Raw genomic sequence first — 22537 nt, 5'->3', positions numbered from 1 at the left:
GGCGGCTCTCATGATAGTTGCGAAGTGCAATCAATTTAACGCAGAATGATTGCGCTCCGCAACTTTCCGGCAGGCCCCACGGAGGTTGGCCGGCGCCGCTGTCTCGCGCGCACAACTAGCGTCAGGCCAGAAGCGGTTGGGAGGGCATGCCCGGCTGGAGTAGAATGTCGCCTTTCGCGCTGCCCGCACCGTGACCGCACCGGCCGCCGTGGCGGCGCCGCCTCCTGCATCCCCAGTCTTGTTGAAAGTCTCCGCACATGTTGCGCATCTCTGAGCTCACGCTTCCGTTATCCCATACGGAAGACCAACTGCACGCCGCCATCCTCGACCGCCTGGGCATCCAGGCCGATGAGCTGCTGTCCTTCACGCTGTTTCGGCGCAGCTACGATGCCCGCAAGAAGTCGGCCATCACCCTGAACTACACCATCGATGTCGCGCTCAAGGACGAGGCAGCGGTCCTGGCGCGCTACGCCAAGGCGCGCAATGTCGGCCCCACGCCGGATACCTCCTATCACTACGTCACCCGCGCCCCGGCGACGCTGAAGAAGCGCCCGGTGGTGATCGGCTTCGGTCCCTGCGGCCTGTTTGCCGCGCTGATCCTGGCCGAGATGGGCTTCAACCCGATCATCCTGGAACGCGGCAAGACCGTGCGCGAGCGCACCAAGGACACCTGGGGCCTGTGGCGTCAGCGCGAACTCAAGCCCGAATCGAACGTGCAGTTCGGCGAGGGCGGCGCCGGCACCTTCTCCGACGGCAAGCTCTACAGCCAGGTCAAGGACCCCAAGCATTACGGCCGCAAGGTCCTCTCTGAATTCGTGGCCGCCGATGCGCCGCCGGAAATCATGTATGTCAGCAAGCCGCACATCGGCACCTTCCGCCTGGTCAAGATGATCCAGTTGATGCGCGACAAGATCGAGAAGCTGGGTGGTGAATTCCGCTTCGAGCAGCGCGTCGAGGATGTGCTCATCGAAGACGGCAAGATCCGCGGCCTGACCCTGGCCTCGGGCGAGCAGATCGAAGCCGACCACGTGGTGCTGGCCATCGGCCACAGCGCCCGCGATACCTTCGAGATGCTCTACGAGCGCGGCGTCTACATCGAGGCCAAGCCGTTCTCCATCGGTTTCCGCGCCGAGCATCCGCAGTCGCTGATCGACAAGTGCCGCTTCGGCCCCAGCGCCGGCCATCCCATCCTGGGCGCGGCCGACTACAAGCTGGTGCACCACGCCTCCAATGGCCGTTCGGTCTACAGCTTCTGCATGTGCCCGGGCGGCACCGTGGTGGCGGCCACCTCCGAGCCGGGCCGGGTGGTCACCAATGGCATGAGCCAGTATTCGCGCAATGAACGCAATGCCAACAGCGGCATCGTGGTGGGCATCTCACCGGCCGACTATCCGGGCCATCCGCTGGCCGGCATCGCCTTCCAGCGCGAGTGGGAAAGCCGCGCCTATGAACTGGGCGGCGGCAACTACAACGCGCCGGGCCAACTGGTGGGCGACTTCATCGCCAACCGTCCCTCGACCCAGCTGGGCAGCGTGGAACCGTCCTACAAGCCCGGGGTGAGCCTGGGCGACTTGAATCCTTCGCTGCCCAAGTACGCCATCGACGCCATCCGCGAAGCGCTGCCGGCCTTCGACAAGCAGATCCGCGGCTATTCCATGCACGACGCCGTGCTGACCGGCATCGAGACGCGCACTTCCTCGCCCATCCGCATCAAGCGCGACGACCATACCCTGCAGAGCTTGAACACCAAGGGCCTGTATCCGGCCGGCGAGGGCGCGGGTTATGCCGGGGGCATCATGTCGGCCGCCATCGATGGCATCCGCGTGGCCGAAGCGCTGGCGCTGGATATCGTGGCGCAGTCCTGATGGCCAGGTCCGCAGCGCGGGCCGCCCAATGCAAAACGCCGCTCCGGTTGCCCGGGGCGGCGTTTTGTTTTGCAGCTGGCTGGCGCGGATTACTTCTTGGCGCGGGTCGAAGCGACCGTCTTTTCAGCGGCAGCGGTGAATTGCTTGGTGGCGTTGGCCAGGTTGGCTTCCAGGGTTTCCACGGCTTGCTTGGAGTTCTTCGACAGTTGCTCGTAGGCAGCGTTGGCGTTGGTCAGGGTGGCCTTCAGGATGGAGACCGCCTGTTCCGAACCCGGGGGCGCGTTCTTGGTGATCTCATCGATCAGGGCCGACAGCTTGCGGCTGGTTTCAGCGATCTGGGCTTCGGCAGCCTTGGTGAATTCAGCCTGGGTCGAGGACACGATGCCAGCCAGGTGACGGCCATAGGCAGTCGCCTTTTCAGCGCCCGGCTGGGCCTGGGCGGTGGCCAGCGACAGCAGTTCCTGGGGATCCTTGGCGCCGGCCAGTTGCTTGGCGGCGGCAGCGGCTTCTTCCAGGGTCGCCTTGGTGGCCGACAGGTTCAGTTCGACGATCTTTTCCACGCCTTCGAAGGCCTTGGCGGTGAGGCTGTTGATCAGGTCGAGGTGGGCTTGCAGATTGGCTTTGGTCGCGGCGGAAAACTGGTCTTGGTACGAGAACATGGTCATCTCCTTGGTAATGGGCAATAAAGCAGCCGGGATCGGCGTTGGGGAGCGGCTCGGACCAGAATCAATCAGCCTGCAAGTGATTTGTGCGCCGCAACAATTCCTATTTTATGCACTTCTTTGGTGAAATCAAGAGGTATTTTGTGCGCCGCACAAAATAATTCACCACCCGTCTGAATTATGCGACGGCCCACCCAGCCTGGCTTTGCGGGCAATTCATCCGAACGTTCGGTTCTTTTACCCGGCGGCAACATGGGTCTGTCCGCTGGGCAGGTCATGGACCACGATGCCGGCCTCGCTCTGGCCGAAAGAGTCTTCCTGGCTCAGGGCGATGCCGCGCAGGGCGTCCTGGTAACCCTGTTCCCAGCGCCAGCGCACCGAACCCCGGGCGAAGTTCACGTCCTTGGAGGCCATGTTCCAGTCGCGCCCGGCATAGGCCAGGCGCACGATGTGGATGGTGGTGTCGGCGTCCAGCTCGGCCATCATCTGGCGGTCCTGCTGGGTCAGCAATTCGCGCGGCAGGCGCTGGTAGAGATCATGGGCGGCGCGGCGCAGGCGGTATTGCTGCAGATAGGCATCGATATGGCGCTGCGAGCGCGAGGCGAAGGTGACGTCCTTTTCGCGGGTGACCACTTCTTCCAGCGTGCGCGGTTCGGGACCGTCGGCATGCCACAGGTCCACCATCAGGCAGACCAGGTTGGTGCGCGGCGTGTCATTGAGCACGGCCTCCAGCGGGGTATTGGAATACAGCCCGCCATCCCAGTACAGCTCGCCCTCCACGCGCACCGGCGCAAAGCCCGGCGGCAGGGCGCCGCTGGCCAGCACGTGCTGCGGTCCCAGCGCCTGCTCGCGGCTGTCGAAGTTGACCAGGGTGCCACAGGACACCTTGACCGCCGAGACCGTCATGCGGATGCCCGACTGGCCATTGAGATAATCGAAATCGACCAGCCGCGACAGGGTCTGCTCCAGCTCGGCGGTGCTGTAGAAGCTGGCCTCTTCGGGCGGCACCGGCAGTCCCAGCGCAAAGGCGTTGAGCGGACGCGGCCGGAAGAAGCCAGGCGTGCCGCGCAGGAAGGTGTCCATGGTGGTCAGCCGGGTGGCCCAGGGGCGCAGCGTGTCCGGCACCGTGCGCAGGTCCAGCAGGTCGGGGTGGGCGACGGTTTCCCAGAATTCGCGCAGGCGCTCGATGCGGGTTTCGCGCGGATTGCCGGCAATCAACGCGGCGTTGATCGCGCCAATCGAGGTGCCCACGACCCAGTCCGGCGTGAAATCGTGCTCATGCAGCGCCTGGTAGACGCCCGCCTGGTAGGCGCCCAGCGCGCCGCCGCCCTGCAAGACCAGCGCCACGCGCGGCTTCTCGGCCACAGGAGCGGCAGCGGCCTTGCGGCGACCGGACGGGGGCGTTTGTTCGGGGGCTTTGCGCATCGTTCATCCTTTCAGGGAGTTCCCTGGCTGATCCGTCTACGGCGGGAACGTTCCGAAGGAGTCTAGGATAACGCGCTTACGGCAACGTGACGATGAAGAGATGGCGCTGCCGGCAATCAACTGGCCAGCCAGGCCTCGATGAGCTGGCGCGCCTGGGCGTCGATCTGTTCGAGGTCCACTTCATGGCGGCGATGGAAGATCATCATTGCGTACAGACCCGCCAGGGCATTGACTTCGGGGGACAGTGCGCACTCCTCTCCGCTGGCCGGGCGCTGCTGGCGCCAGTAGTTGATTGCATCTTCGAGTTCGGTGAGGGTGAGCATGGCGGTGATTCTTGATAAAGACGTAAGGTAAAACGTCGGCGCATTCTAACCCATTTCGGGTCCCGATACTGGTTGAAAACACAGTGTGGCTGGGCTTGCCGGGCCTTCATGCAGTTTCTGCATAAGCATCTGCGCCCTGCGCGGCATGCAAAAACCAAGCAAGCACATGCGCAATGCTTCGTTCGGATTCGCTCCCCGCTTTGCTCTAATGAGACCCCTCGCGTGCGCCGATGAGCGCCGCCCGCACTATCCATCAGGAGTGGTCCATGTCCGCGCACATCCCCGAACCCATCCGCCGTGCCGGCCAGCGTCCGGCCCAGCGCATCAGCAGTGAGTCGCACGCCTTGCAGGTGGCCGCAGAACTGGCGGCCGAGTTCGCCACGAGCGCTGCCCAGCGCGACCGCGAACGCATTCTTCCCTTCGAACAGATCGAGCGCTTTTCGCAAAGCGGGCTGTGGGCCATCACCGTGCCGCGCTCCCATGGCGGGATCGGCGCGTCGTGGCAGACGGTGGCCGAGGTGATTCGCCTGATCTCCGCCGCGGATCCTTCCATCGGTCAGATCCCGCAGAACCACTTCGGCAACCTCAACCTGATCGCCAGGCTGGCCAGCCAGGAGCAACAGCGCCTGTTCTTCGCCGAAGTACTGGACGGCGCGCGCCTGGGCAATGCCGGGCCCGAGCGCAACGGCAAGAACGTGCTCGACGTGCGCACCCGCGCCACGCTCGACCGCGCGGCAGGCGATGGCAGCTACCTGCTCAATGGCACGCGCTTCTATTCCACCGGCGCGCTCTATGCGCACTGGATCCCCAGCCGCGCCATCGACGACGACGGCCAGCCGCTGGTGGTCTACACCCGCCGCGATGCGCCGGGTGTGCGCGTGATCGACGACTGGTCCAGCTTCGGCCAGCGCACCACGGCCAGCGGTACGGTAGTGTTCGACAACGTGCGCGTGCCCGCTACCCAGGTGTTGGCGTTGAAGGACGCGCTGCAACAGCCCAACAACATCGGTCCGGTATCGCAGCTGATCCAGGCCGCCATCGATGCCGGCATCGCGCATGCCGCCGTGCAGGACACCATCGCCTTCGTCACTACCCGTTCGCGTCCGTATGTGGACAGCGGCCTGGAACGCGCCAGCGATGATCCCTACATCCTGCGTGACATCGGCAACCTGAGCCTGCGCCTGCACGCCGCCGACGCCTTGCTGGAGGATGCCGCCGCGCTGCTCGACAGCCTGCCGGCGCAGCTGAGCTTCGAGCAGATGGCGCAAGCCTCGGCGGCAGTCGCCGAAGCCAAGGTGCTCTCTACCGAGCTGGCCCTGCTGGCGTCGGAAAAGCTGTTCGAGCTCTCCGGTTCTGCCGCTACGCTGGCCAGCCACAACCTCGATCGCCACTGGCGCAATGCGCGTGTCCACACCCTGCACGACCCGGTGCGCTGGAAGTATTTCGCCGTCGGCAATTACGCCCTCAATGGCACACCGCCGCCGCGCCACTCCTGGAGCTGACGCCAGGCCAGCGCCTTCCCTCATCGTCGAACGCCCAACATCATGACCCAGACTGCCGCCGCCCACGCTTCCCTCACCACGCTGGATTCCTTCCCGCCGCCGCCCTCGAGCACGCCGCCGCGCCTGGTAGCGCGTATCCGCGATGACGCCGAAGCCATCGCTGCCGCCCGCAAGCTGGCCGAGGATTTCAGCCGCGAGGCCGCATTGCGCGACCGCGAACGCAAGCTCCCCTGGGACGAGCTGGAACGCTACGTGCGCTCAGGCCTGTGGGGCATCACCGTACCCAAGGAATATGGCGGAGCCGGGGTGAGCTACGGCACCCTGGCCGAAGTCATCGCCACCATCTCGGCCGCAGACGGTTCCATCGGCCAGATCCCGCAGAATCACTTCTATGCGGTGGAACTGATCCGCGTCAATGGCAGCGAATCCCAGAAGCGCTTCTTCTTCGAACGCGTGCTGCAAGGCGACCGCTTCGGCAACGCCCTGGCCGAACTCGGCACCAAGACCTCGCACGACCGCAAGACCCGGCTCAGCCGCAATGCACATGGTCCCGGTTATCGCATCGATGGCCGCAAGTTCTACGCGACCGGCGCGCTCTACGCCGACTGGGTGCCGACCTCGGTGATCGATGACGACGGCGTGCAACAGCTGGCCATCGTGCCGCGCCATGCACCGGGCCTGACCATCATCGACGACTGGTCCGGTTTCGGCCAGCGCACCACCGGCAGCGGCAGCGCCGTGTTCGAGAACGTGCATGTGCCCGCCGACGCAGTGATCGGGTTTGCCACGGCGTTCTCGCGGCCCACGCAGATCGGACCGATGGCGCAGATCCAGCACGCCGCCATCGACCTCGGTATCGCGCGTGCCGCCTATGCCGACCTGCTGACGTTCGTGCGCACCCGCTCGCGTGCCTGGGTGGACAGCGGCGTGGAGCGCGCCGTCGACGACCCGCTGACGATTCGCGAAGTGGGCGACCTGACCATCCAGCTGCACGCCGCCGAAGCACTGCTGCGCCGGGCGGGCCGCAAGGTCGACGCTGCCGCCGCTGCACCGGACGAAGACAGTGTCGCCGCCGCTTCCATCGCGGTAGCCGAGGCGCGTGTGCTCACGACCGAAGTGTCGTTGGCCGCCGGCAGCAAATTGTTCGAACTGGCCGGTTCGCAATCGACCCTGGCCGAACACAATCTGGACCGCCACTGGCGCAATGCCCGCACGCATACGCTGCATGATCCGGTGCGCTGGAAATACCATGCCATCGGCAACTACGTGCTGAATGGCAAGAAGCCGCCGCGCCACGGCGCCATCTGAGTCTGAGGAGCGCGCATGGCCAAGAAGGAAATCCGTCTCAACGCATTCAACATGAATTGCGTCAGCCACATCAACCACGGCCTGTGGACGCATCCGCGCGACCGCTCGCAGGACTACACCGATATCGCCTACTGGACTGACCTGGCGCGCCTGCTGGAGCGCGGCAAGTTCGATGGATTGTTCCTGGCCGACATCGTGGGCGTCTACGATGTCTACCAGGGCAATACCGACCTGACCCTGCGCGAGACCATCCAGCTGCCCGTCAATGACCCGCTGATGCTGGTCCCGGCCATGGCCGCCGTGACCGAGCACCTGGGCTTCGGGGTGACCGCCAACCTGACCTACGAAGCGCCGTTCCTGTTTGCGCGTCGCATGTCCACGCTGGACCATCTCAGCCGTGGCCGTGTCGGCTGGAACATCGTCACCGGCTATCTCGACAGCGCCGCTCGCGCCATGGGGCTGCATGAACAGCTGGAACACGACCAGCGCTATGACCGCGCCGATGAATTCATGGAGGTGGTCTACAAGCTTTGGGAGGGCAGCTGGGAAGACGGCGCCGTTCTGCGCGACCGCGCGCGCCGTGTCTATGCCGATCCGGCCAAGGTGCACAAGATCGCGCATCACGGTGACTACTACCACGTCGAAGGCATCCACCTCAGTGAACCGTCGCGCCAGCGCACGCCGGTGCTGTACCAGGCTGGCTCTTCCGGACGCGGGCAAGCCTTTGGTGCGCGCCATGCAGAGTGCGTGTTCATCTCCAGCCAGAGCAAGGACGCCACCCGCAAGCTGGTGCAGAGCATTCGCGACGGCGCCGTGCGCGAGGGACGTGATCCGGATGCGATCAAGATCTTCATGGGCCTCACCGTGGTGACGGGACGCACCGAACAGCAAGCCCAGGAGCGTTATCGCGAATACGCCCGCTACGCCAGTCCCGAAGCCGGCCTGGCGCATTATTCGGCAGGCACCGGCATCGACTTCTCGCAGTACGAACTGGACGAACCCATTCGTCCCGCCAAGACCAACGCCATCGAATCGCTGACCAAGGTGGTCACGCAACCGGAGCTGAACTGGACCAAGCGCAAGCTCTTGCAGCAACTCGAACTGGGTGGCCGCTACGCCAGCATCGTCGGCGCACCGGATCGGGTGGCCGACGAGCTGGAGAGCTGGGTGGCCGACACCGGCATCGATGGCTACAACCTGACCCGCACGGTGACGCCGGAGAGTTTCGAGGACTTCGTCGAGCTGGTCATTCCGGTGTTGCAGGAGCGCGGTTCCTACAAGCGTGAGTATGCGCAGGGGACCTTGCGAGAAAAGCTCTTCCAGCGCGGTGCGACCTTGCCGCAGGAGCATGTGGGGGCGGGCTTCCGGGTCGGGGCGGCAGTAGAGCACGCCTGAGGAACCATCCCCAGCGGCTGCGCGCACACATGCGCGCAGCACATAAGCAAAGCGGAAAGGATTCCTTCCGTACCGGTTGAGCGCTCGCTACATTGGGTTTTTTTCAACCGGGGAAGAAAGATGAAATCAATCGCAGCAACATGGTTGCGTCGCCTCAGCACGCTGATGGTGTCGATGCTGGCCAGCCTGGTCCTGAACGCACAGGCCGCCGCCGATCAGGTGATCCGCGTGGGCGTGACCAGCGGTCCGCATGCCCAGATATTCGAGCAGGCACGCCGCGTGTTCGAGCGTGACAATCCGGGCTACAAGGTCAAGATCATCGAGTTCAACGACTACATCCAGCCCAATGCGGCGCTGGACGCAGGCGAGCTCGACGCCAACAGCTACCAGCATCGTCCCTTCCTCAATGCGCAGATCAAGACACGCGGCTACAAGCTCTACGCCGAGGGCAAGACCATGATCGGCCCGATGGCGATCTACTCCCGCAAATACCGCAAGCTGGAGGATGTTCCCGTGGGGGCCAGGATTGGCATTCCGAATGATCCTGCTAACGAGAGCCGCGTGCTGTTGCTGTTGCAAAAGCATGGCTTCATCAAGCTGCGTGCCGGCATCGATCCGCTGACCGGCACCAATGCCACGCCCATCGACATCACCGAGAATCCGAAGAAATGGAAGTTCGTCGAAATCGATGCTGCGCAATTACCGCGCACGCTCGATGATCTCGACGCCTCCGCCGTCAACGCCGACTATGCCGCCAAGGCCGGCCTCAACCCGGCGCGCGACAGCCTCGTCGTCGAAAGCGGCGACAGCCCCTATGCCTGCCTGATCGCCGTGCGCGAGAAGGACCGTGCGCAGCCCTGGCTGGGCAAGCTGGTGCAGGCTTACCAGTCGCCGGAGGTGAAGCGGTATATCGAGACGGAGTTCAAGGGAGGGATTTTGGCGGCGTGGTGAGGCAGGCCGACTTGTCTTTTCCACAGGATGGCGGGCCGCCTCCGGCTTGAATCGTTCGAGCAGGTAAAATGCTGGCTCCATTCACTGGCCAGCGTCGCTGATGTCGCCGGCCTCGACACGACATCCGAACCGAACATGAGCTACACCCCCAGCCGCCCCATGGGCTACGGCTGCCTGATCCTGAGCATGTCCCTGGTCGGCGCTTACGTGGCGCTGACCAAGCCGCTGGCGGCGATGCTGCCGGTGTTCCTGCTGGCCTGGCTGCGCTTTGGCATTGGCGCCGTGGCGATGCTGCGCTGGCTGAAGAAGCCCGCTTCGGAACAGCCACTGTCCACGCAATCGCGCTGGTTGGTCTTCCTCGAATCCTTCCTCGGCAATTTCCTCTTTACCCTGTGCATGATCACCGGTGTGTCGATGACCAATGCGGTCTCGGCGGGCGTGATCATGTCGGCCATCCCCGCTGTGGTGGCGGTGATGAGCTGGATCTTCCTGAAGGAAAAGATCAGCCTGCGCGTCTGGGGCGCGGTGGCCTGCGGGGCGGTTGGCATCGGCTTGCTGTCGCTGGCCAAGGATGGCCATGGCGCTTCAGCGGCCAGCGGTGGCCAGTATGCCTGGCTGGGCAATGGGCTGGTCTTCTGCGCCGTCCTCTGCGAGGCCGCCTATGCCGTCATCGGCAAGAAGCTCACCGCTGTGCTCACACCCAAGCGCATCAGCGCGGTCATCAACCTGTGGGGCTTGCTGCTGATGACGCCCATGGGCGTGTACACCGCCCTGCATTTCGATTTTGGCGCGGTGCCGGCCAATATGTGGTGGCTGCTGCTGTTCTACGGACTGGCCGCCAGCGTCTGGACGGTCTGGCTGTGGATGACCGGGCTGAAGGTGGTGCCGGCGGCCCGCGCGGGCGTCTTCACCGTCATGCTGCCGGTCTCGGCGGCGCTGGTGGGCGTGCTGGCGCTGGGCGAAAGCCTCTCGGCACTGCAGGCCGGCGCCTTCGCCATCGCATTGGCCGGCATGCTGCTAGCCACCTTGCCCGGCCGCGCCGCCGCTGACAAATTACCACTGAACTGAGTACCGCTGAACTGAGCGAGGACATCATCATCATGAACGCACCCAAGCGCCCCTCCGGCAATCCGAACAAAGCGAACAAGCCCAACAAGACCGGCAAGCCCAACGCCCCCAAGTCCACCGCCGCACCCCGTGCGCAAGCGCAGGGCCCGGTGCGCGACAAGCCCAAGACCCATGTCGCCACCGATGCGTCGCGCCGGCGTCAGCACAATGCGCATGCCGCCTCGGCCTCGATGGATGAGGATGAGCTGCGGGTGCAGCAGATGGTCGCGCTGGCCACCGCCGTGGCCGCCAGCGCCGTGGATCGCCAGGGTCGCCGCGTCGGCCAGGATGAACTGGAACGCATGGTGCGCCATGCGCTGCGCCAGCGCGACGATGACACCCTCTATGAAGCGCTGGAACAGTTGCGCTATGACGACGTGCGCGGGCACGGCTTCCTGCGCGAGGTGGTGGAGGAGAGCGCCGACATCGTCGTCCTGCGCCGCGGCGAGAAGGAAATGGAGATCAACGCCTTCCTCATTCCCATGCTGGTGCGCACCCGCGGCGGCCTGCGCGAAGAGCAGGCCCTGGCCGATGGCGAGGCCTTCGACGCCCTGCGCGAGAGCCTGCAGCAGGCCGGGCTGGAAAGTCCCAAGGCGCGCGTGGTGCTGGTGCATCACCTCTATCATCCCGAGGAGATCAATGCCCTCAGCTTTGGCGAGGTCGAGGCCATGAACCGCGACGCCTTCGCCTCGCTGACCGACAAGAAGGTCATGAGCGTGCCGGCCATCGAACGCAGCATGCGCGGCTGGCCCGCCACCACCTTCAGCGCCGACGACGAAGCGCTGGAGCTGCGCTTCCTGCTGGGCTTCGCCCTCAAGGACCTGGATGATCCCTTCTATGCGGTACCCGCCGATGAAGCCGCTGCCGACGCCTACTTCGAGCAGCGCGCCGAGCGCTTCCGCCAGTGGAGCCAGCAGATCACGCCCTTGATGCAGCAATGCCTGACAGGCAAGACGGGTGCGCAGGCGCAATGCCAGCTGCACTTCCTCTACCAGGATCTCCTGCACGGCGCCAAGCGCACCGGCAATGCCGAGTACCGCACCCTGCAGATGCTCTCCGAGCTGGAGCAGGGCCTGGCCGCCGCGGGCGCCGAACCGGCCCAGGCCACGGCAGTGGTCGCGCTCGAGGAAGAGGGCGACGAGATGCGCCTGCTGGTGGTGTTGCGCGGCACGGCCGGCATGCTGGCCCGCAGTGAGCTGAGGCTGGAGGATGATGGCCAGGATGCGCTGTGGGAAGCCGCCGATGCGCTGGCCTCGTTGGGCGTGGCCGGCGTGCGGCTGGCCGATGGCTTCGATGCCTCCGGCCAAGCCTTGCGCGAGCGTGATTTTCCTGCGCACTGAGCGCGCTTCCCACCCCTAGTCCAGCCGCGCCTGCAGGCTGGCGCCTTCGGGTTGGCAGCGGAAATACAGTTCCACCTGCATCGGCTGCCAGCCGCGGATGAGTTGGCGCAGGTCGGCCTTCATCTTCTGCTTGCCGCAGAAGTCGTAGGCCTTTTCCTTGGCGGCGGCGGTCAGCGCCGGAATGGACATGGTGTAGCTGACCCCGGTGGCGGCGACCATGAACATGTCCTGCTCGCCGACCTTGATGTCGCTGGTGCTGGCGCAACCTGCCAGTGCGGCCGTGGCCAGGCAGGCCGTAAGCGCGCCTACGCGCAGGTGCGCGATGCTTTCCGATGTATGCATGAGATCCCCCTCCCTCTACCCGTGACGCCGCTGCGCGGATGGCACTGTTGCCGTGTGGCATGACAGCGGCAAGCCAAGCGTAACTGTTGGTAGGGGGGCCGGGGAGCGTGCTTACCCGGTTTTACGTCAATACCGTGGCTGTAAAAAATGGCGTTGGCCGGTGCCCGCGCTCAGTGATCGAACAGCGCATCCACATCGGCGCCATTGCTGAAGGTGCTTACCGCCCAGCCGGTGGGGGCCTTGTAGAAGATGAACATCCAGGGGATGGCCTGACGTTCGGTTTTCTCGATATAGGTCAGCTTGAGGAGGGACTGGCCGACTTTCTCGGAACGGATGAATTCATAGCCTACCGAATTGCCCACCAGCGCCTCGATGGCCATGCGCGAGCTGCGGGCCTGGGTGCGGGCGTTTTCCAGGGCGCGGATGTCCACCAGCGAATAGGGCGACAGCAGGCCATAGGCATCGTCGGTGCGACCGGCGCCAGCTTCGGCCATGACCTTGTCGGCCAGGGCGCGTACTTCGGCCTCGGTTTTGAGGGTGTCGGCCTGCGCGCTGTGCAGCGCGCCGCCCAGGGCGAGGGCCGCGAGCAAGGGGGCGAGGAAGCGGGAGCAGAAATGGGAATGGCGGCGTGGCATGGTGGTCTCCTTGAGGGAACGGGGAATGCGCCTATTGTGCCAGCAGCGCTATCGGCCGCCCAGTATTGCTGACGTGTTCAGTTACGCTGTAAAGAGTTCGGCGCGTGAGCGTAAATGAAGGTAAAACGGCACGGACGCGTGATTGCGCGCCGCTATGATGAGCAGCCTGTGATCCGTGACTCGACAAGACGGGTCCTGCTCGGGGGAGAGCATCATGCGCACCATCATCACTGCAGCCTTGCTGGCGACTTCGCTGTCCGGCTGCATCGTCACTTCGGGAAACGCCCTGATGGACGTGGTCGGCCTGGTCGGCTCGGCGGCTTCCGGTGTAAAGGCGATGACGCCCAACACCACACAGAATCCCATCGTCCTGAACAAGGACCCGATCCGCGATGTCTGCATCGAATGGAATGGCTCAGTGGCCCTGAGCGATTTCGTGCCGGGGCTGCAGGGCGAGCTGCTCAGACATGGCGTGCAGAGCCGTGTCTATGACGCGGGTACGCAGGCGCTGGCCTGCCCGGTGACCCTGTCCTATGTGGGCTACGTCAAGTGGGATACCAAGGCTTTCACCGAAGCCTATACGCCCTATCTCACCTACGCCGCCTTGACCTTGCGCCGCGATGGCCGCGTGCTCGGCATGGCGCAGTATCGCCTGGGTTCATTCGGCCAGGACAAGTGGGCTTCCCCCGGGGACAAGCTGGCGCCGCTCATCGATGCGCTCTTCCCGGGCAATCCCATCGTGGCGGACAATCTTCCCGACAACCAGCGCAGCGCCTTCAGCGGTTACTAGCGCCCATTTCGTAACTACGCGTGAGGAAAGAAAGAAGAATGTAAAACGGCAAGCGCGCGCTTGCCGTTTTGCTGTCTGCGTCCCGATCCGGCTTACCAGATCGTCAGCAGGCGGCGGAAGAAGTTGCCATCGGTGCTGGCGTCGGCGATGGAGCCGCCGCCAACCTGTTCCAGGCGCGCGTCGGCAACGTTGGAGGAGGCCACGATGCCGCCCCGGATATCCCGTGTACGCACCACCCCCGAGAAGCGCAGCGTATTGATGTTGCCATTGACGCCGATGCGCTTTTCGCCGGCCACCACCAGGTTGCGATTGGGCAGGACCTCGACGATGGAGACCATCAGCGTGCCGCTCATGGTGTTGGTATTGCTGCTGTCGCCCGATCCCTTGAAGGTGTTGTTGCCCGAGGCCGAGTAGTTGGCGTCGTAGAGTTGCGTAAACAGCCCGCCCAGCGGCGCACCCGAGCCCGGGCCCTTTTGCGTGAGCGAGCTGTCGCGGCTGTTGTTGGTGGCAGCCTTGTTGCTGCTGCTGATGGATTCGGAGATATCGATCTTGATGATGTCGCCCACGTTGTAGGCGGTCGGTTCTTCGAACAACTGGGCGCTGGAGACGCGGAAGATGGCGCCATTGTTTTCAACGTTGGCGACCTGGTAGGCGGGCCTGACGCTGGTCGGTCCGATGACCATCGGCGCTGGACTGTTGCAGGCCGAAAGCAAGGCGGCCAGCGTGCAGGCGCCGGCAAGACGAGTTTGGATGAGCATGGCGATTTCCCCCTGTGGCGGCCCGGCTGGATGCCTGGCGCGACGCGACGCCGCTGGCGGGCCTCCCGCGCGGCTGCGTGTGCAGGGATGATGGGCGGGAAGCATGTAAGCAGCGGTTAGCCGCGTGTAAAGAGCGGAAAACAAAGATCAACGACAGTTAAGTGGGCGCATCCGTAAGCGGGCGTAGTGACCCCGGGTTGACTCGGGTTGACTCCTGCTGCTGCCAATACAGCGCGTCGTTTCCGGGCATAATGACGCTCATTCCCTAACTCGGCGGTCGTCTTTGGCGCGGCCGCATTCCATCATGGCAACAGAAAAAAAACCGGCCCAGGCCATCCAGGATGTGGCTGCACCCAGCGTGCATGAGCAGCTGGTGTCGGCCCGCATCCGCCAGCGCATCAAGGCCGCCGGCGTGCGCTTCCACGCCAATGACAACATCTCCGCCTTCATCAAGGAAGGCGAGCTGGCCGAGCTGCAGGCCGAAGTGCAGGGCAAGCTGGCTGCGGTGCTGGAGAGCCTGGTCATCGATGTGGAGAGTGACCACAACACCCAGGACACCGCCAAGCGCGTGGCCAAGATGTATCTCAATGAAGTCTTCAAGGGCCGCTACCAGGCGGCTCCCCCGGTCACCGAGTTCCCCAACATCGAGCGCCTCAACGAGCTGATGATCGTCGGTCCCATTACCGTGCGCAGCGCCTGTTCGCACCACCTGTGCCCGATCATGGGCAAGGTCTGGGTGGGGGTGATGCCCAACGAGCATTCCAACCTGATCGGCCTGTCCAAGTATGCGCGTCTGCTGGAGTGGGTGATGAGCCGCCCGCAGATCCAGGAAGAAGCGGTCTCGCAGGCCGCCGACCTGCTGATGCAGAAGCTGCAGCCGGACGGCCTGGCCATCGTCATGGAAGCCGATCACTTCTGCATGCACTGGCGCGGCGTCAAGGACATGGATTCGAAGATGATCAACAGCGTCATGCGCGGCTCCTTCCTGCGCGACGCCAACCTGCGCCGTGAATTCCTGGCTTTGATCACCCAACGTCAACGAGGTTAATCATGCTGGTCCGCCTGATCTATGCAAGCCGCGCTTGCGCCGCCATCACCCATGAGACCATTGATGGCATCCTGGCCAGCTCGCGCCAGCGCAATCCGCAGCAGGGCATCACCGGGGTGCTTTGCTACAGCGATACGATCTTCGTGCAGGTGCTCGAAGGCGGGCGTGACCAGGTCAATCGCCTCTATGGCCGCCTGTTGCGCGATGAGCGCCACCAGGACGTGATCCTGCTGGCCTATGAGTCCATCGACGAGCGCCAGTATTCGTCCTGGACCATGGGCAAGATCCGGCTGGACAAGATCAACCGCTCGCTGCTGCTGAAGTATTCGGTCTCGGGTGAACTCAATCCCTACGACGTGTCGTCCTGTTCCACCGTGGCCTTGCTCAATGAACTGGCGTCGACGGCAGCGTTTGCGCAGCGTGACTGAACGTGACTTTTAGTGATGCTGCGGTGTGGCTGCAGTCAAGCATGTAGAACGGCGCCAGAGGGCGCCGTTTTTTTATCGATGTTCTTGTATCGCTGTCACAGCAACTCGATGCCGGGCAGGTTGCCAATGCCCCACTTGGCCGGATCGGCATAGGCGGTGATCTTGTCGGAGCTGTGGGCGAGGTCGATGATCTCGCTCTCGAGCGGCATGCGGTTGGCAGTGGAATAGAACACCTTCACGCGCGGCGTGAGCAACTGGTCCGGACGCTGGTCCACCACCACGCCCAGCCGTCCCGATTGCAGCATCACGCAGGAGCCGGTGGGATAGATGCCGATGGCCTTGACGAAGGCTTGCATCGTGATCGGGTCGAAATGCCCGGCGCTGGCGGCCATGTGGCGGATCGAACGGGCCGGGTCCCAGCCGGCCTTGTAGGGGCGGTTGGAGGTGATGGCGTCATAGACATCGCAGACCGCGCCCATCTTGGCCATGATCGAAATGCTGTCGGCCTTGAGGTTGAAGGGATAGCCGCTGCCGTCGATCTTTTCGTGATGATGCAACGACACATCCAGGGCGACCTCGCCAATGCCCTCGATCTGCTGCAGGATGCCGTGGCCTTGCACGGTGTGCATGCGCACCGATGCGAATTCTTCCTCGGTCAGCTTGGCGGGCTTGTTGAGGATGTCCAACGGCACGGCCATCTTGCCCACATCGTGCAGCAGCCCGGCCATGCCGGCCTGCTTGGTCTGTTGCGGCGTCATGCCCAGCTGGTTGGCCAGCGAGATCATCATGGCGCAGACCGCCACCGAATGCAGGTAGGTGTAATCGTCGGTGGTCTTCAGGCGCGCCAGGCTGATGAGGGCGTCGGCATTGCGCGAGACCGAGGCCGTGATTTCGGTGACCAGTTCGGCCGCATCCTTGACGTCGATGGCCTTGCCCATGCGCGCTTCCGAGAACATGTGCAGGACGGTGGACTTGGAGGACGAGATGATGCGCTGCGCGCGTTCGCGTTCGATGGCGGTATCGGTGCGGCTGGCGGGGTTGCGGTTGGCCGCATCGGCCGGCGGCGCGGCGGGAGCGTCCTGGTCCGCGTCGTCTTCCTCTAGCTCTTCGCGAGTGACGTCGCGCCCCTTGGCGGTGTTGATGGTGATGGCGTCGATAGGACAGTCGCGCAGGGTCTGCAGGTCTTCCAGCGTCTCGACCTTGAAGGACTTGCGTCGGAATGGATGGCTGATCCATCCACCGGGGATGGAATGGATGTACATGCCCAGTCTGAGCTGGTCCAGGGCGATGGATTTCAACATATCGACTTCAGGCTTGACCCGTGGCTGGTTGCCGTACTGAAAGCGTTTGGATTTCTTTTGATGAAATGCACGCCGTTAATGTTAGATGCTGCATCAGCCAATCCGGGCTGCATGGATGAGCTATCTGTTTTTATCGTATCAGAATGCGTTTTCCTTTAGCTTGATTGAGGGGCCACTTTCGGGACTATATTTCGTGTTTTTCTCTTAACTATTGACGCGCAGAAAGTTAATGGCGGCCGCCACTGACATATTGCACAAGCGTGCGCTAACGCAGCCACCGCCTGAGAATCCGTCGGGTGGCTGCGATTGTGGAGGAACGCAAAATATTATTTTTTTGGCGGCGGTGCGTAGGGGTTGCGCGTCAGCAGGCGCAGGAAGCTGGCGATGCAGGCGGCGCCGGCGAATGCCGCACCGAATCCCAGGGCCAGGCGCGAACCCTGGGTCTGCGACAGGTTGAAGCACAGCGCCACCAGCGCGGCTCCCACACTCTGGCCCAGCAGGCGCGCGGTGGCCACGATGCCGGACGCGCCGCCGCTGCGATGGGGTGGCGCGCTGGTCATCAGCGCCTTGAGGTTGGGCGACTGGAAGAAGCCGAAGCCCATGCCACAGAGCAGCATGCGCCAGCTGATCTCCCATACGCTGGGGCTGGCTGGCATGAAGGTCATCGACAACAGGCCCGCGCACAGCAAGGCCAGCCCGACGCCACCGAGCATGCCCACCGGATAGCGGTCCGACATGCGACCGGCAATCGGCGCCATGATGGCCACGGCCACTGGCCAGGGCGTCATCAGCAGGCCGATCTCGACCTGGCTGCGGCCCAGGTCATGATGGAAGAAGAAGGGCAGGGAGACAAAGGCCAGGCCCTGCGCGGCGAAGGAGCACACCGCTGTGACCGCCGAGAGCGAGAACATGGGATGGCGGAACAGGTCCACCGGCAGCATGGGGGCAGGATGCGACAGTTCGCGCTTGAGCAGGAACAGTCCGCACAGGATGGCCGCCGCCAGTTCCAGTCCGACCACGCTGGCCTGGGCCTGGTGGGCGCCTTCGCCGATGGCCAGGATCAGCAGCCCGAAGGCCGCCGCATTGAGCAGCGCGCTGCGCAGGTCGAAGGCGTGCCGGGCCAGGCTGGTATGAGGCAAGGACGGCACGGCCAGCACGACCGCCAGCACACCCAGCGGGACATTGACCGCGAACAGCCACGGCCACGGCGCAATGGCCAGGATGCCCGAGGCCACCGAGGGACCGACGGTGAAGGCGATGGCCACGATGAGGGTATTGAGCCCGACCCCGCGTCCCAGCGAGCGGGTCGGGTAGATGAAGCGGATCAGCGCCGTGTTCACGCTCATGATGCCCGCGCCCCCCAGTCCCTGCAGGAAGCGCGCCATCACCAGCGTGGGCAGCGACCACGCCACCGCGCACAGCAGCGAGGCGGCGGTAAAGAGCACCAGTCCCCAGATATAGATGCGGCGATAGCCGATGATCTCGCCCAGCGCCGCCAGGGGCAGCAGGGCCACCATCATGGCCAGCTGGTAGGCGGTGACGATCCATACCGAGGCCGCCGGGGTGGTCTGCAGGTCCAGCGCCATGGCGGGCAGGGCGGTGTTGGCGATGGCGGTGTCGAGCGTGGCCAGGCCCACGGCGATGCCCAGCGCCAGGATGGCGCGGCCGCGTTGTTCCGGCGGCAGGCCTTCGCCGGCGATGACTATGTGAGGGCTGGGAGCGGCGGTGCCGGGGGCGGTAGGCTGCGAGGACATGGCGGTTCTTCTGGATTTTTGATGGGAGGCGCAGCAAGGCGCACCGGCGTGCGGGCCGGCAAGGTCTGCCGTCACGCACCAGGCGCGACTGCCGCACAATGATAGCGGGGAACGCCGGCGCATGCTGGCTGCGGTCACCTGGCGTGCCGGCTGCGCTATGATGCTGCTTTGCGCCGGCGTGGCCGGCCTGTTGATGATGGAGTCGTGAGCATGTCCAAAGAGCAGTTGTCGCAGCGCCTGTGCGCCTGGATCGATCAGCATTTCGACGAAGAGGTCGGGGTGTTGCAGCAGCTGATCCGCATCCCCACCGATACCCCGCCGGGCAACAACGCCCCGCACGCCGATGCGGTGGCCGAACTGGTCGCCGGCTGGGGCTGGGCGGCGGAAAAGCATGTGGTGCCGGCCCAGCAGGTGGCCGACTATGGCATGCAGAGCATTACCAACCTGATCGTGCGACGTCCCTATGGCGATGGCGGTCCGACCCTGGCGCTCAATGCGCATGGCGACGTGGTGCCGCCGGGCGAAGGCTGGACCCATGATCCCTATGGCGGCGAGATCGCCGACGGTCGCATCTATGGCCGCGCAGCGGCCGTCTCCAAGAGCGACTTCGCCAGCTACCTGTTCGCCACCCGCGCACTGGAAGCGGTGGGCGCATCGCTGCGCGGCGGCGTCGAGCTGCATTTCACCTATGACGAGGAATTCGGTGGCCTGCTCGGCCCCGGCTGGCTGCTGGAGCAGAAGCTGACCCGCCCCGACTACGTGCTGGCGGCCGGCTTCAGCTACAACGTCGTGACTGCCCACAATGCCTGCCTGCAGTTCGAGATCACCGTGCATGGCCGCGCCACCCATGGCTCCATGCCCGAGACCGGCCACGATGCGCTGCAGGCCGCCACGGCCATCCTCAACGCCATCTATGGCGCGCTGCCGGGTCTCAAGGAGATCCGCTCGGCCATCCCCGGCATCACCCATCCGACCATGATCGTGGGCCGCATCGATGGCGGCACCAATACCAATGTGGTGCCGGGCAAGGTGGTGCTGAAGATGGACCGCCGCATGATTCCCGAGGAAGACCCGAGCCAGGTCGAGGCTGGCGTGCGCAAGCTGATCGAGGATGCGGTGGCGGGCCTGCCGGGCATCCGCGTGGAGATCCGCCGCCTGTTGCTGGCGCGCGCGCTGCGCCCGCTGCCGGGCCACGAGAAGCTGGTCGAGAGCCTCTTGCGCAATGCCCGCGAGGTCATGGGCGAGACCCTCACCACCAATGGCTCGGCGCTCTATACCGACGCCCGGTTGTATGGCGAGCAGGGCATTCCGGTGGTGCTCTTCGGCGCCGGTCCGCGCACCTTGATGGAATCCAACGCCAAGCAGGCCGACGAGAACCTGGCGCTGGACGACCTGCGCAAGGCGACCAAGGTGGTGGCACTGATGCTGCTGGACTTCCTCGGCCCGCAAGGCTGAGCTGCTGCGGCAGGGCCGATGTCCTGCGAGGCGGCAACTTGATTACAATGTGTGCCCGCAAGATAGTGTCCGATGTTTCCCGTCGGCATCTTGTGGGCCGGACTGCCGACCCTGGCAGTCTGGATAGAGAAGCAAGTCTTGAGGGACCGAGATCAATCGCATGTTGAACGCCATCGAGCATCATCCTACGCCGCACGCCGCGCCGGCACGCCCGTCGGGCTATCTTGGCCTGTCTTTCCGGCAGCTGCTGCTGGCGGCCTTTCTGTTGATTGCCGCCTTGCTCAGCGGCACGTCCATCCACGCCCTGTTCACGCTGGACCGGATGTCGGCCAATAGCCGCGAGACCGCGCGCCAGGCGGTGCAGCTGACCGAAGCCGCGCAGCGGCTGGCCGAACGCACCGTGGCCATGGAGCGCAGCGCGCGCCAGTACCTGGTGCTGGACGACCCGGCCTTCCATGACCGTTTCAATGAAGCCCGCGACCAGGCCCGGCAGGCCCTGGGGGAACTGGCCGATTCGCTGCCCAAGGCCCCGCGCGAGATGTTCGGGCAATGGAGCGTGTACGTGGATGAAGCCGCCGGGGTGCTCGACGCCGACAGCCGCAAGGACAAGGGGGAGCAGGCCAGGCTGTTCCAGGATTTTGCCCGCCTGCCGGCCCTGAACGAACGCATCGCCCTGGAAAGCCGGCGCGAGGTCGACCGCCGCAATAATGCCTTGTCGGCCGCGCTGGAACAGCAACGCCAGATGCTGACCGCCCAGGTGGTCGGCGCCATTGTGCTGGCGGTCTTGCTGGCGTTCTGCTTCGGACTCTGGCTGTCGCGCCCGATGGCGCGGCTGGAGCAAGCCATCGGGCGCCTGGGCGACAATCGTTTCGATCAGCCCATCGATGTGCGCGGCCCGGCCGACATCCGCCGCCTGGGCCAGCAGCTGGACTGGTTGCGCCAGCGCCTGGCCGACCTGGAGGCGGAAAAGTCCCGCTTCCTGCGCCATGTTTCCCATGAACTGAAGACCCCGCTGGCGGCGCTGTGCGAAGGCGCGGCCCTGCTCGACGATGGCGTGGCCGGCCAGTTGACCGACAGCCAGCGCGAGATCGCCCGCATCCTGCGCCAGAATACCCAGTCCCTGCAGACCCAGATCGAAGACCTGCTGCGCTATAACGAAGTCTCCTTCGACGCCCAGCGCATCCATCCGGTGCCGGTGGACCTGCGCGCCTTGCTGCACAAGGTGATCGACGACCAGCGCCTGCAATGGCTGGCGCGCGAGCTGAAGGTAGAGATCGAGGGCGCGGCCCGGACCGTGGTGGTCGACCCGGAGAAGATGGCGATCGTCCTGGCCAATCTGTTGTCCAATGCCGTGCGCTTCAGCCCCCAGGGCGGCTTCATCCGCTTCCTGCTCTCGGAGGCGCCGGGCCTGGTGCGGGTGGAGTGCGTGGACCAGGGGCCGGGCGTGGCGCCCACTGACGCGGCGCGTATCTTCGAACCCTTCTACCAGGGCTTGAACCAGCCCACCGCTGCGCGGCGCGGCAATGGCATTGGTCTGTCGGTCGTGCGCGAGTACGTGCAGGCGCATAGCGGCAAGGTGTATCTGGTGCCCCGCGAGGGCGGGGCGCATTTCCGAATCGAATTGCCTGATGAAAAATAAGATCCTGATCCTGGCCTCGTGCCTCATCCTGTCGGCCTGCGCTGTGCAGCCTGATGCACCGACTTCCACCGTCAAGCTCATCCATGCCTCGAGCAACATCGACGAGTTGCTGGCCTATCACGCCCAGCTGCGCAAGATGACGCCGGCCGAGCTGGGTCGCGAGCTGCAGCGCATCAACACCTATCCCGCCGGTCCGGCCAATCTGGTCAGGCGCGCCATGGCCCTGGCGCTGACCCGTGACGGCATCGATCTGGCCAAGGCTGAAGCCCAGCTATGGAACGTCATGGCCGATAACAGCGTCGAAGCAGAGAAGCTCAAGCCTCTGGTGCAATTGCTGGTCGGACAATACGCCGATCTGCGCCGCCTGGCCGACAGTGCCGAGAAGTCCTCGGTGCAGGCCAAGGAAGCGCAGCGCAAGGTCGACCAGCTCAATGACAAGCTGGAGGCGCTCAAGAACATAGAACGGACCCTGCCGGCCGGCGGCAAGTAAGACCATCGCCGTCGCCGTC

22 protein-coding genes are annotated in these 22537 nt (G+C 64.7%); 13 read left to right on the top strand and 9 right to left on the bottom strand.

Annotation, left to right across the window (positions count from 1 at the left end; translation table 11 throughout):
* Positions 1–257: 257 nt before the first annotated feature.
* Positions 258–1865 carry an NAD(P)/FAD-dependent oxidoreductase gene (locus ACP92_RS23765; RefSeq protein WP_013236670.1) on the top strand — a complete coding sequence of 536 codons (1608 nt, stop codon included), beginning with the start codon at positions 258–260 and terminating at the stop codon, positions 1863–1865.
* A gap of 89 nt (positions 1866–1954) precedes the next feature.
* Here ACP92_RS23765 and phaP read toward each other — a convergent pair whose 3' ends face one another.
* The 4 genes from phaP to ACP92_RS23750 form a co-directional block, all read right to left on the bottom strand.
* Positions 1955–2524 (bottom strand): TIGR01841 family phasin, encoded by a 570-nt coding sequence (gene phaP / locus ACP92_RS23760; RefSeq protein ID WP_013236669.1) that lies wholly within the window; start codon positions 2522–2524, stop codon positions 1955–1957.
* A gap of 71 nt (positions 2525–2595) precedes the next feature.
* Positions 2596–2781, bottom strand: coding sequence for a hypothetical protein (locus ACP92_RS24795; protein WP_156181827.1), 186 nt, complete (start codon positions 2779–2781; stop codon positions 2596–2598).
* Positions 2765–3952: a patatin-like phospholipase family protein gene (locus ACP92_RS23755; protein WP_013236668.1), complete on the bottom strand. Its 1188-nt coding sequence runs from the start codon at positions 3950–3952 to the stop codon at positions 2765–2767. Before ACP92_RS23755 ends, ACP92_RS24795 begins: the two co-directional genes overlap by 17 nt.
* Before the next feature lie 116 nt (positions 3953–4068).
* Positions 4069–4275, bottom strand: coding sequence for a DUF3717 domain-containing protein (locus ACP92_RS23750; protein WP_008333821.1), 207 nt, complete (start codon positions 4273–4275; stop codon positions 4069–4071).
* Between the two features lie 266 nt (positions 4276–4541).
* Here ACP92_RS23750 and ACP92_RS23745 point away from each other — a divergent pair, with 266 nt between their 5' ends.
* From ACP92_RS23745 to ACP92_RS23720, 6 genes are all read left to right on the top strand, one after another.
* On the top strand, positions 4542–5777 hold the full coding sequence (locus ACP92_RS23745) for an SfnB family sulfur acquisition oxidoreductase (protein ID WP_013236667.1): 1236 nt from the start codon (positions 4542–4544) through the stop codon (positions 5775–5777).
* Positions 5778–5819: 42 nt separating this feature from the next.
* A complete protein-coding gene (locus tag ACP92_RS23740) occupies positions 5820–7085 on the top strand; it encodes an SfnB family sulfur acquisition oxidoreductase (protein WP_013236666.1) in 1266 nt (421 codons plus the stop codon).
* A gap of 15 nt (positions 7086–7100) precedes the next feature.
* Positions 7101–8480 carry an LLM class flavin-dependent oxidoreductase gene (locus tag ACP92_RS23735; protein WP_013236665.1) on the top strand — a complete coding sequence of 460 codons (1380 nt, stop codon included), beginning with the start codon at positions 7101–7103 and terminating at the stop codon, positions 8478–8480.
* A gap of 120 nt (positions 8481–8600) precedes the next feature.
* Positions 8601–9431, top strand: a complete 831-nt coding sequence (locus ACP92_RS23730; protein WP_013236664.1) for a MetQ/NlpA family ABC transporter substrate-binding protein — start codon at positions 8601–8603, stop codon at positions 9429–9431.
* 135 nt (positions 9432–9566) lie between these two features.
* Positions 9567–10499 (top strand): DMT family transporter, encoded by a 933-nt coding sequence (locus ACP92_RS23725; RefSeq protein ID WP_013236663.1) that lies wholly within the window; start codon positions 9567–9569, stop codon positions 10497–10499.
* Between the two features lie 32 nt (positions 10500–10531).
* Positions 10532–11878: a DUF2863 family protein gene (locus tag ACP92_RS23720; protein ID WP_013236662.1), complete on the top strand. Its 1347-nt coding sequence runs from the start codon at positions 10532–10534 to the stop codon at positions 11876–11878.
* A gap of 15 nt (positions 11879–11893) precedes the next feature.
* Here the strand turns inward: ACP92_RS23720 and ACP92_RS23715 are convergent, their stop codons facing one another.
* Positions 11894–12220 (bottom strand): hypothetical protein, encoded by a 327-nt coding sequence (locus ACP92_RS23715; RefSeq protein ID WP_013236661.1) that lies wholly within the window; start codon positions 12218–12220, stop codon positions 11894–11896.
* Positions 12221–12390: 170 nt separating this feature from the next.
* A complete protein-coding gene (locus ACP92_RS23710) occupies positions 12391–12855 on the bottom strand; it encodes a hypothetical protein (protein ID WP_013236660.1) in 465 nt (154 codons plus the stop codon).
* Positions 12856–13069: 214 nt separating this feature from the next.
* On the opposite strand from ACP92_RS23710, the gene ACP92_RS23705 reads away from it, so the two are divergent.
* On the top strand, positions 13070–13645 hold the full coding sequence (locus tag ACP92_RS23705; RefSeq protein WP_013236659.1) for a hypothetical protein: 576 nt from the start codon (positions 13070–13072) through the stop codon (positions 13643–13645).
* Between the two features lie 92 nt (positions 13646–13737).
* On the opposite strand, the gene ACP92_RS23700 is transcribed toward ACP92_RS23705, so the two are convergent.
* On the bottom strand, positions 13738–14403 hold the full coding sequence (locus ACP92_RS23700; protein ID WP_013236658.1) for a flagellar basal body L-ring protein FlgH: 666 nt from the start codon (positions 14401–14403) through the stop codon (positions 13738–13740).
* 304 nt (positions 14404–14707) lie between these two features.
* On the opposite strand from ACP92_RS23700, the gene folE reads away from it, so the two are divergent.
* Both folE and ACP92_RS23690 read left to right on the top strand, forming a co-directional pair.
* The gene (gene folE / locus ACP92_RS23695) at positions 14708–15451 is read left to right on the top strand and encodes a GTP cyclohydrolase I (RefSeq protein WP_041312466.1); all 744 of its coding nucleotides are present in this window, start codon (positions 14708–14710) and stop codon (positions 15449–15451) included.
* A gap of 2 nt (positions 15452–15453) precedes the next feature.
* On the top strand, positions 15454–15879 hold the full coding sequence (locus tag ACP92_RS23690) for a BLUF domain-containing protein (RefSeq protein ID WP_013236656.1): 426 nt from the start codon (positions 15454–15456) through the stop codon (positions 15877–15879).
* A 95-nt stretch (positions 15880–15974) separates the two neighbouring features.
* Here ACP92_RS23690 and ACP92_RS23685 read toward each other — a convergent pair whose 3' ends face one another.
* Together ACP92_RS23685 and ACP92_RS23680 are read right to left on the bottom strand one after the other, a co-directional pair.
* Positions 15975–17180, bottom strand: a complete 1206-nt coding sequence (locus ACP92_RS23685) for an HD-GYP domain-containing protein (protein ID WP_013236655.1) — start codon at positions 17178–17180, stop codon at positions 15975–15977.
* A 326-nt stretch (positions 17181–17506) separates the two neighbouring features.
* Entirely contained in the window at positions 17507–18934 is a 1428-nt protein-coding gene (locus ACP92_RS23680) for an MFS transporter (protein ID WP_013236654.1), read from the bottom strand.
* A 210-nt stretch (positions 18935–19144) separates the two neighbouring features.
* On the opposite strand from ACP92_RS23680, the gene ACP92_RS23675 reads away from it, so the two are divergent.
* The 3 genes from ACP92_RS23675 to ACP92_RS23665 all read left to right on the top strand — a co-directional run bounded on the left by ACP92_RS23675 (position 19145) and on the right by ACP92_RS23665 (position 22518).
* Complete coding sequence (locus ACP92_RS23675) at positions 19145–20389, top strand: M20/M25/M40 family metallo-hydrolase (RefSeq protein ID WP_013236653.1); 1245 nt, start codon at positions 19145–19147, stop codon at positions 20387–20389.
* 160 nt (positions 20390–20549) lie between these two features.
* The gene (locus ACP92_RS23670) at positions 20550–22028 is read left to right on the top strand and encodes a HAMP domain-containing sensor histidine kinase (RefSeq protein ID WP_013236652.1); all 1479 of its coding nucleotides are present in this window, start codon (positions 20550–20552) and stop codon (positions 22026–22028) included.
* Positions 22018–22518 carry a hypothetical protein gene (locus ACP92_RS23665; RefSeq protein WP_013236651.1) on the top strand — a complete coding sequence of 167 codons (501 nt, stop codon included), beginning with the start codon at positions 22018–22020 and terminating at the stop codon, positions 22516–22518. Before ACP92_RS23670 ends, ACP92_RS23665 begins: the two co-directional genes overlap by 11 nt.
* Positions 22519–22537: the final 19 nt, after the last annotated feature.

The sequence above is a fragment of the Herbaspirillum seropedicae genome (genome assembly GCF_001040945.1).
GTDB classification, from domain to species: Bacteria; Pseudomonadota; Gammaproteobacteria; order Burkholderiales; family Burkholderiaceae_D; genus Herbaspirillum; species Herbaspirillum seropedicae.
The sequence above is the reverse complement of the archived record's forward strand: the minus strand, read 5'-3'. Positions and strand labels throughout refer to the sequence as shown.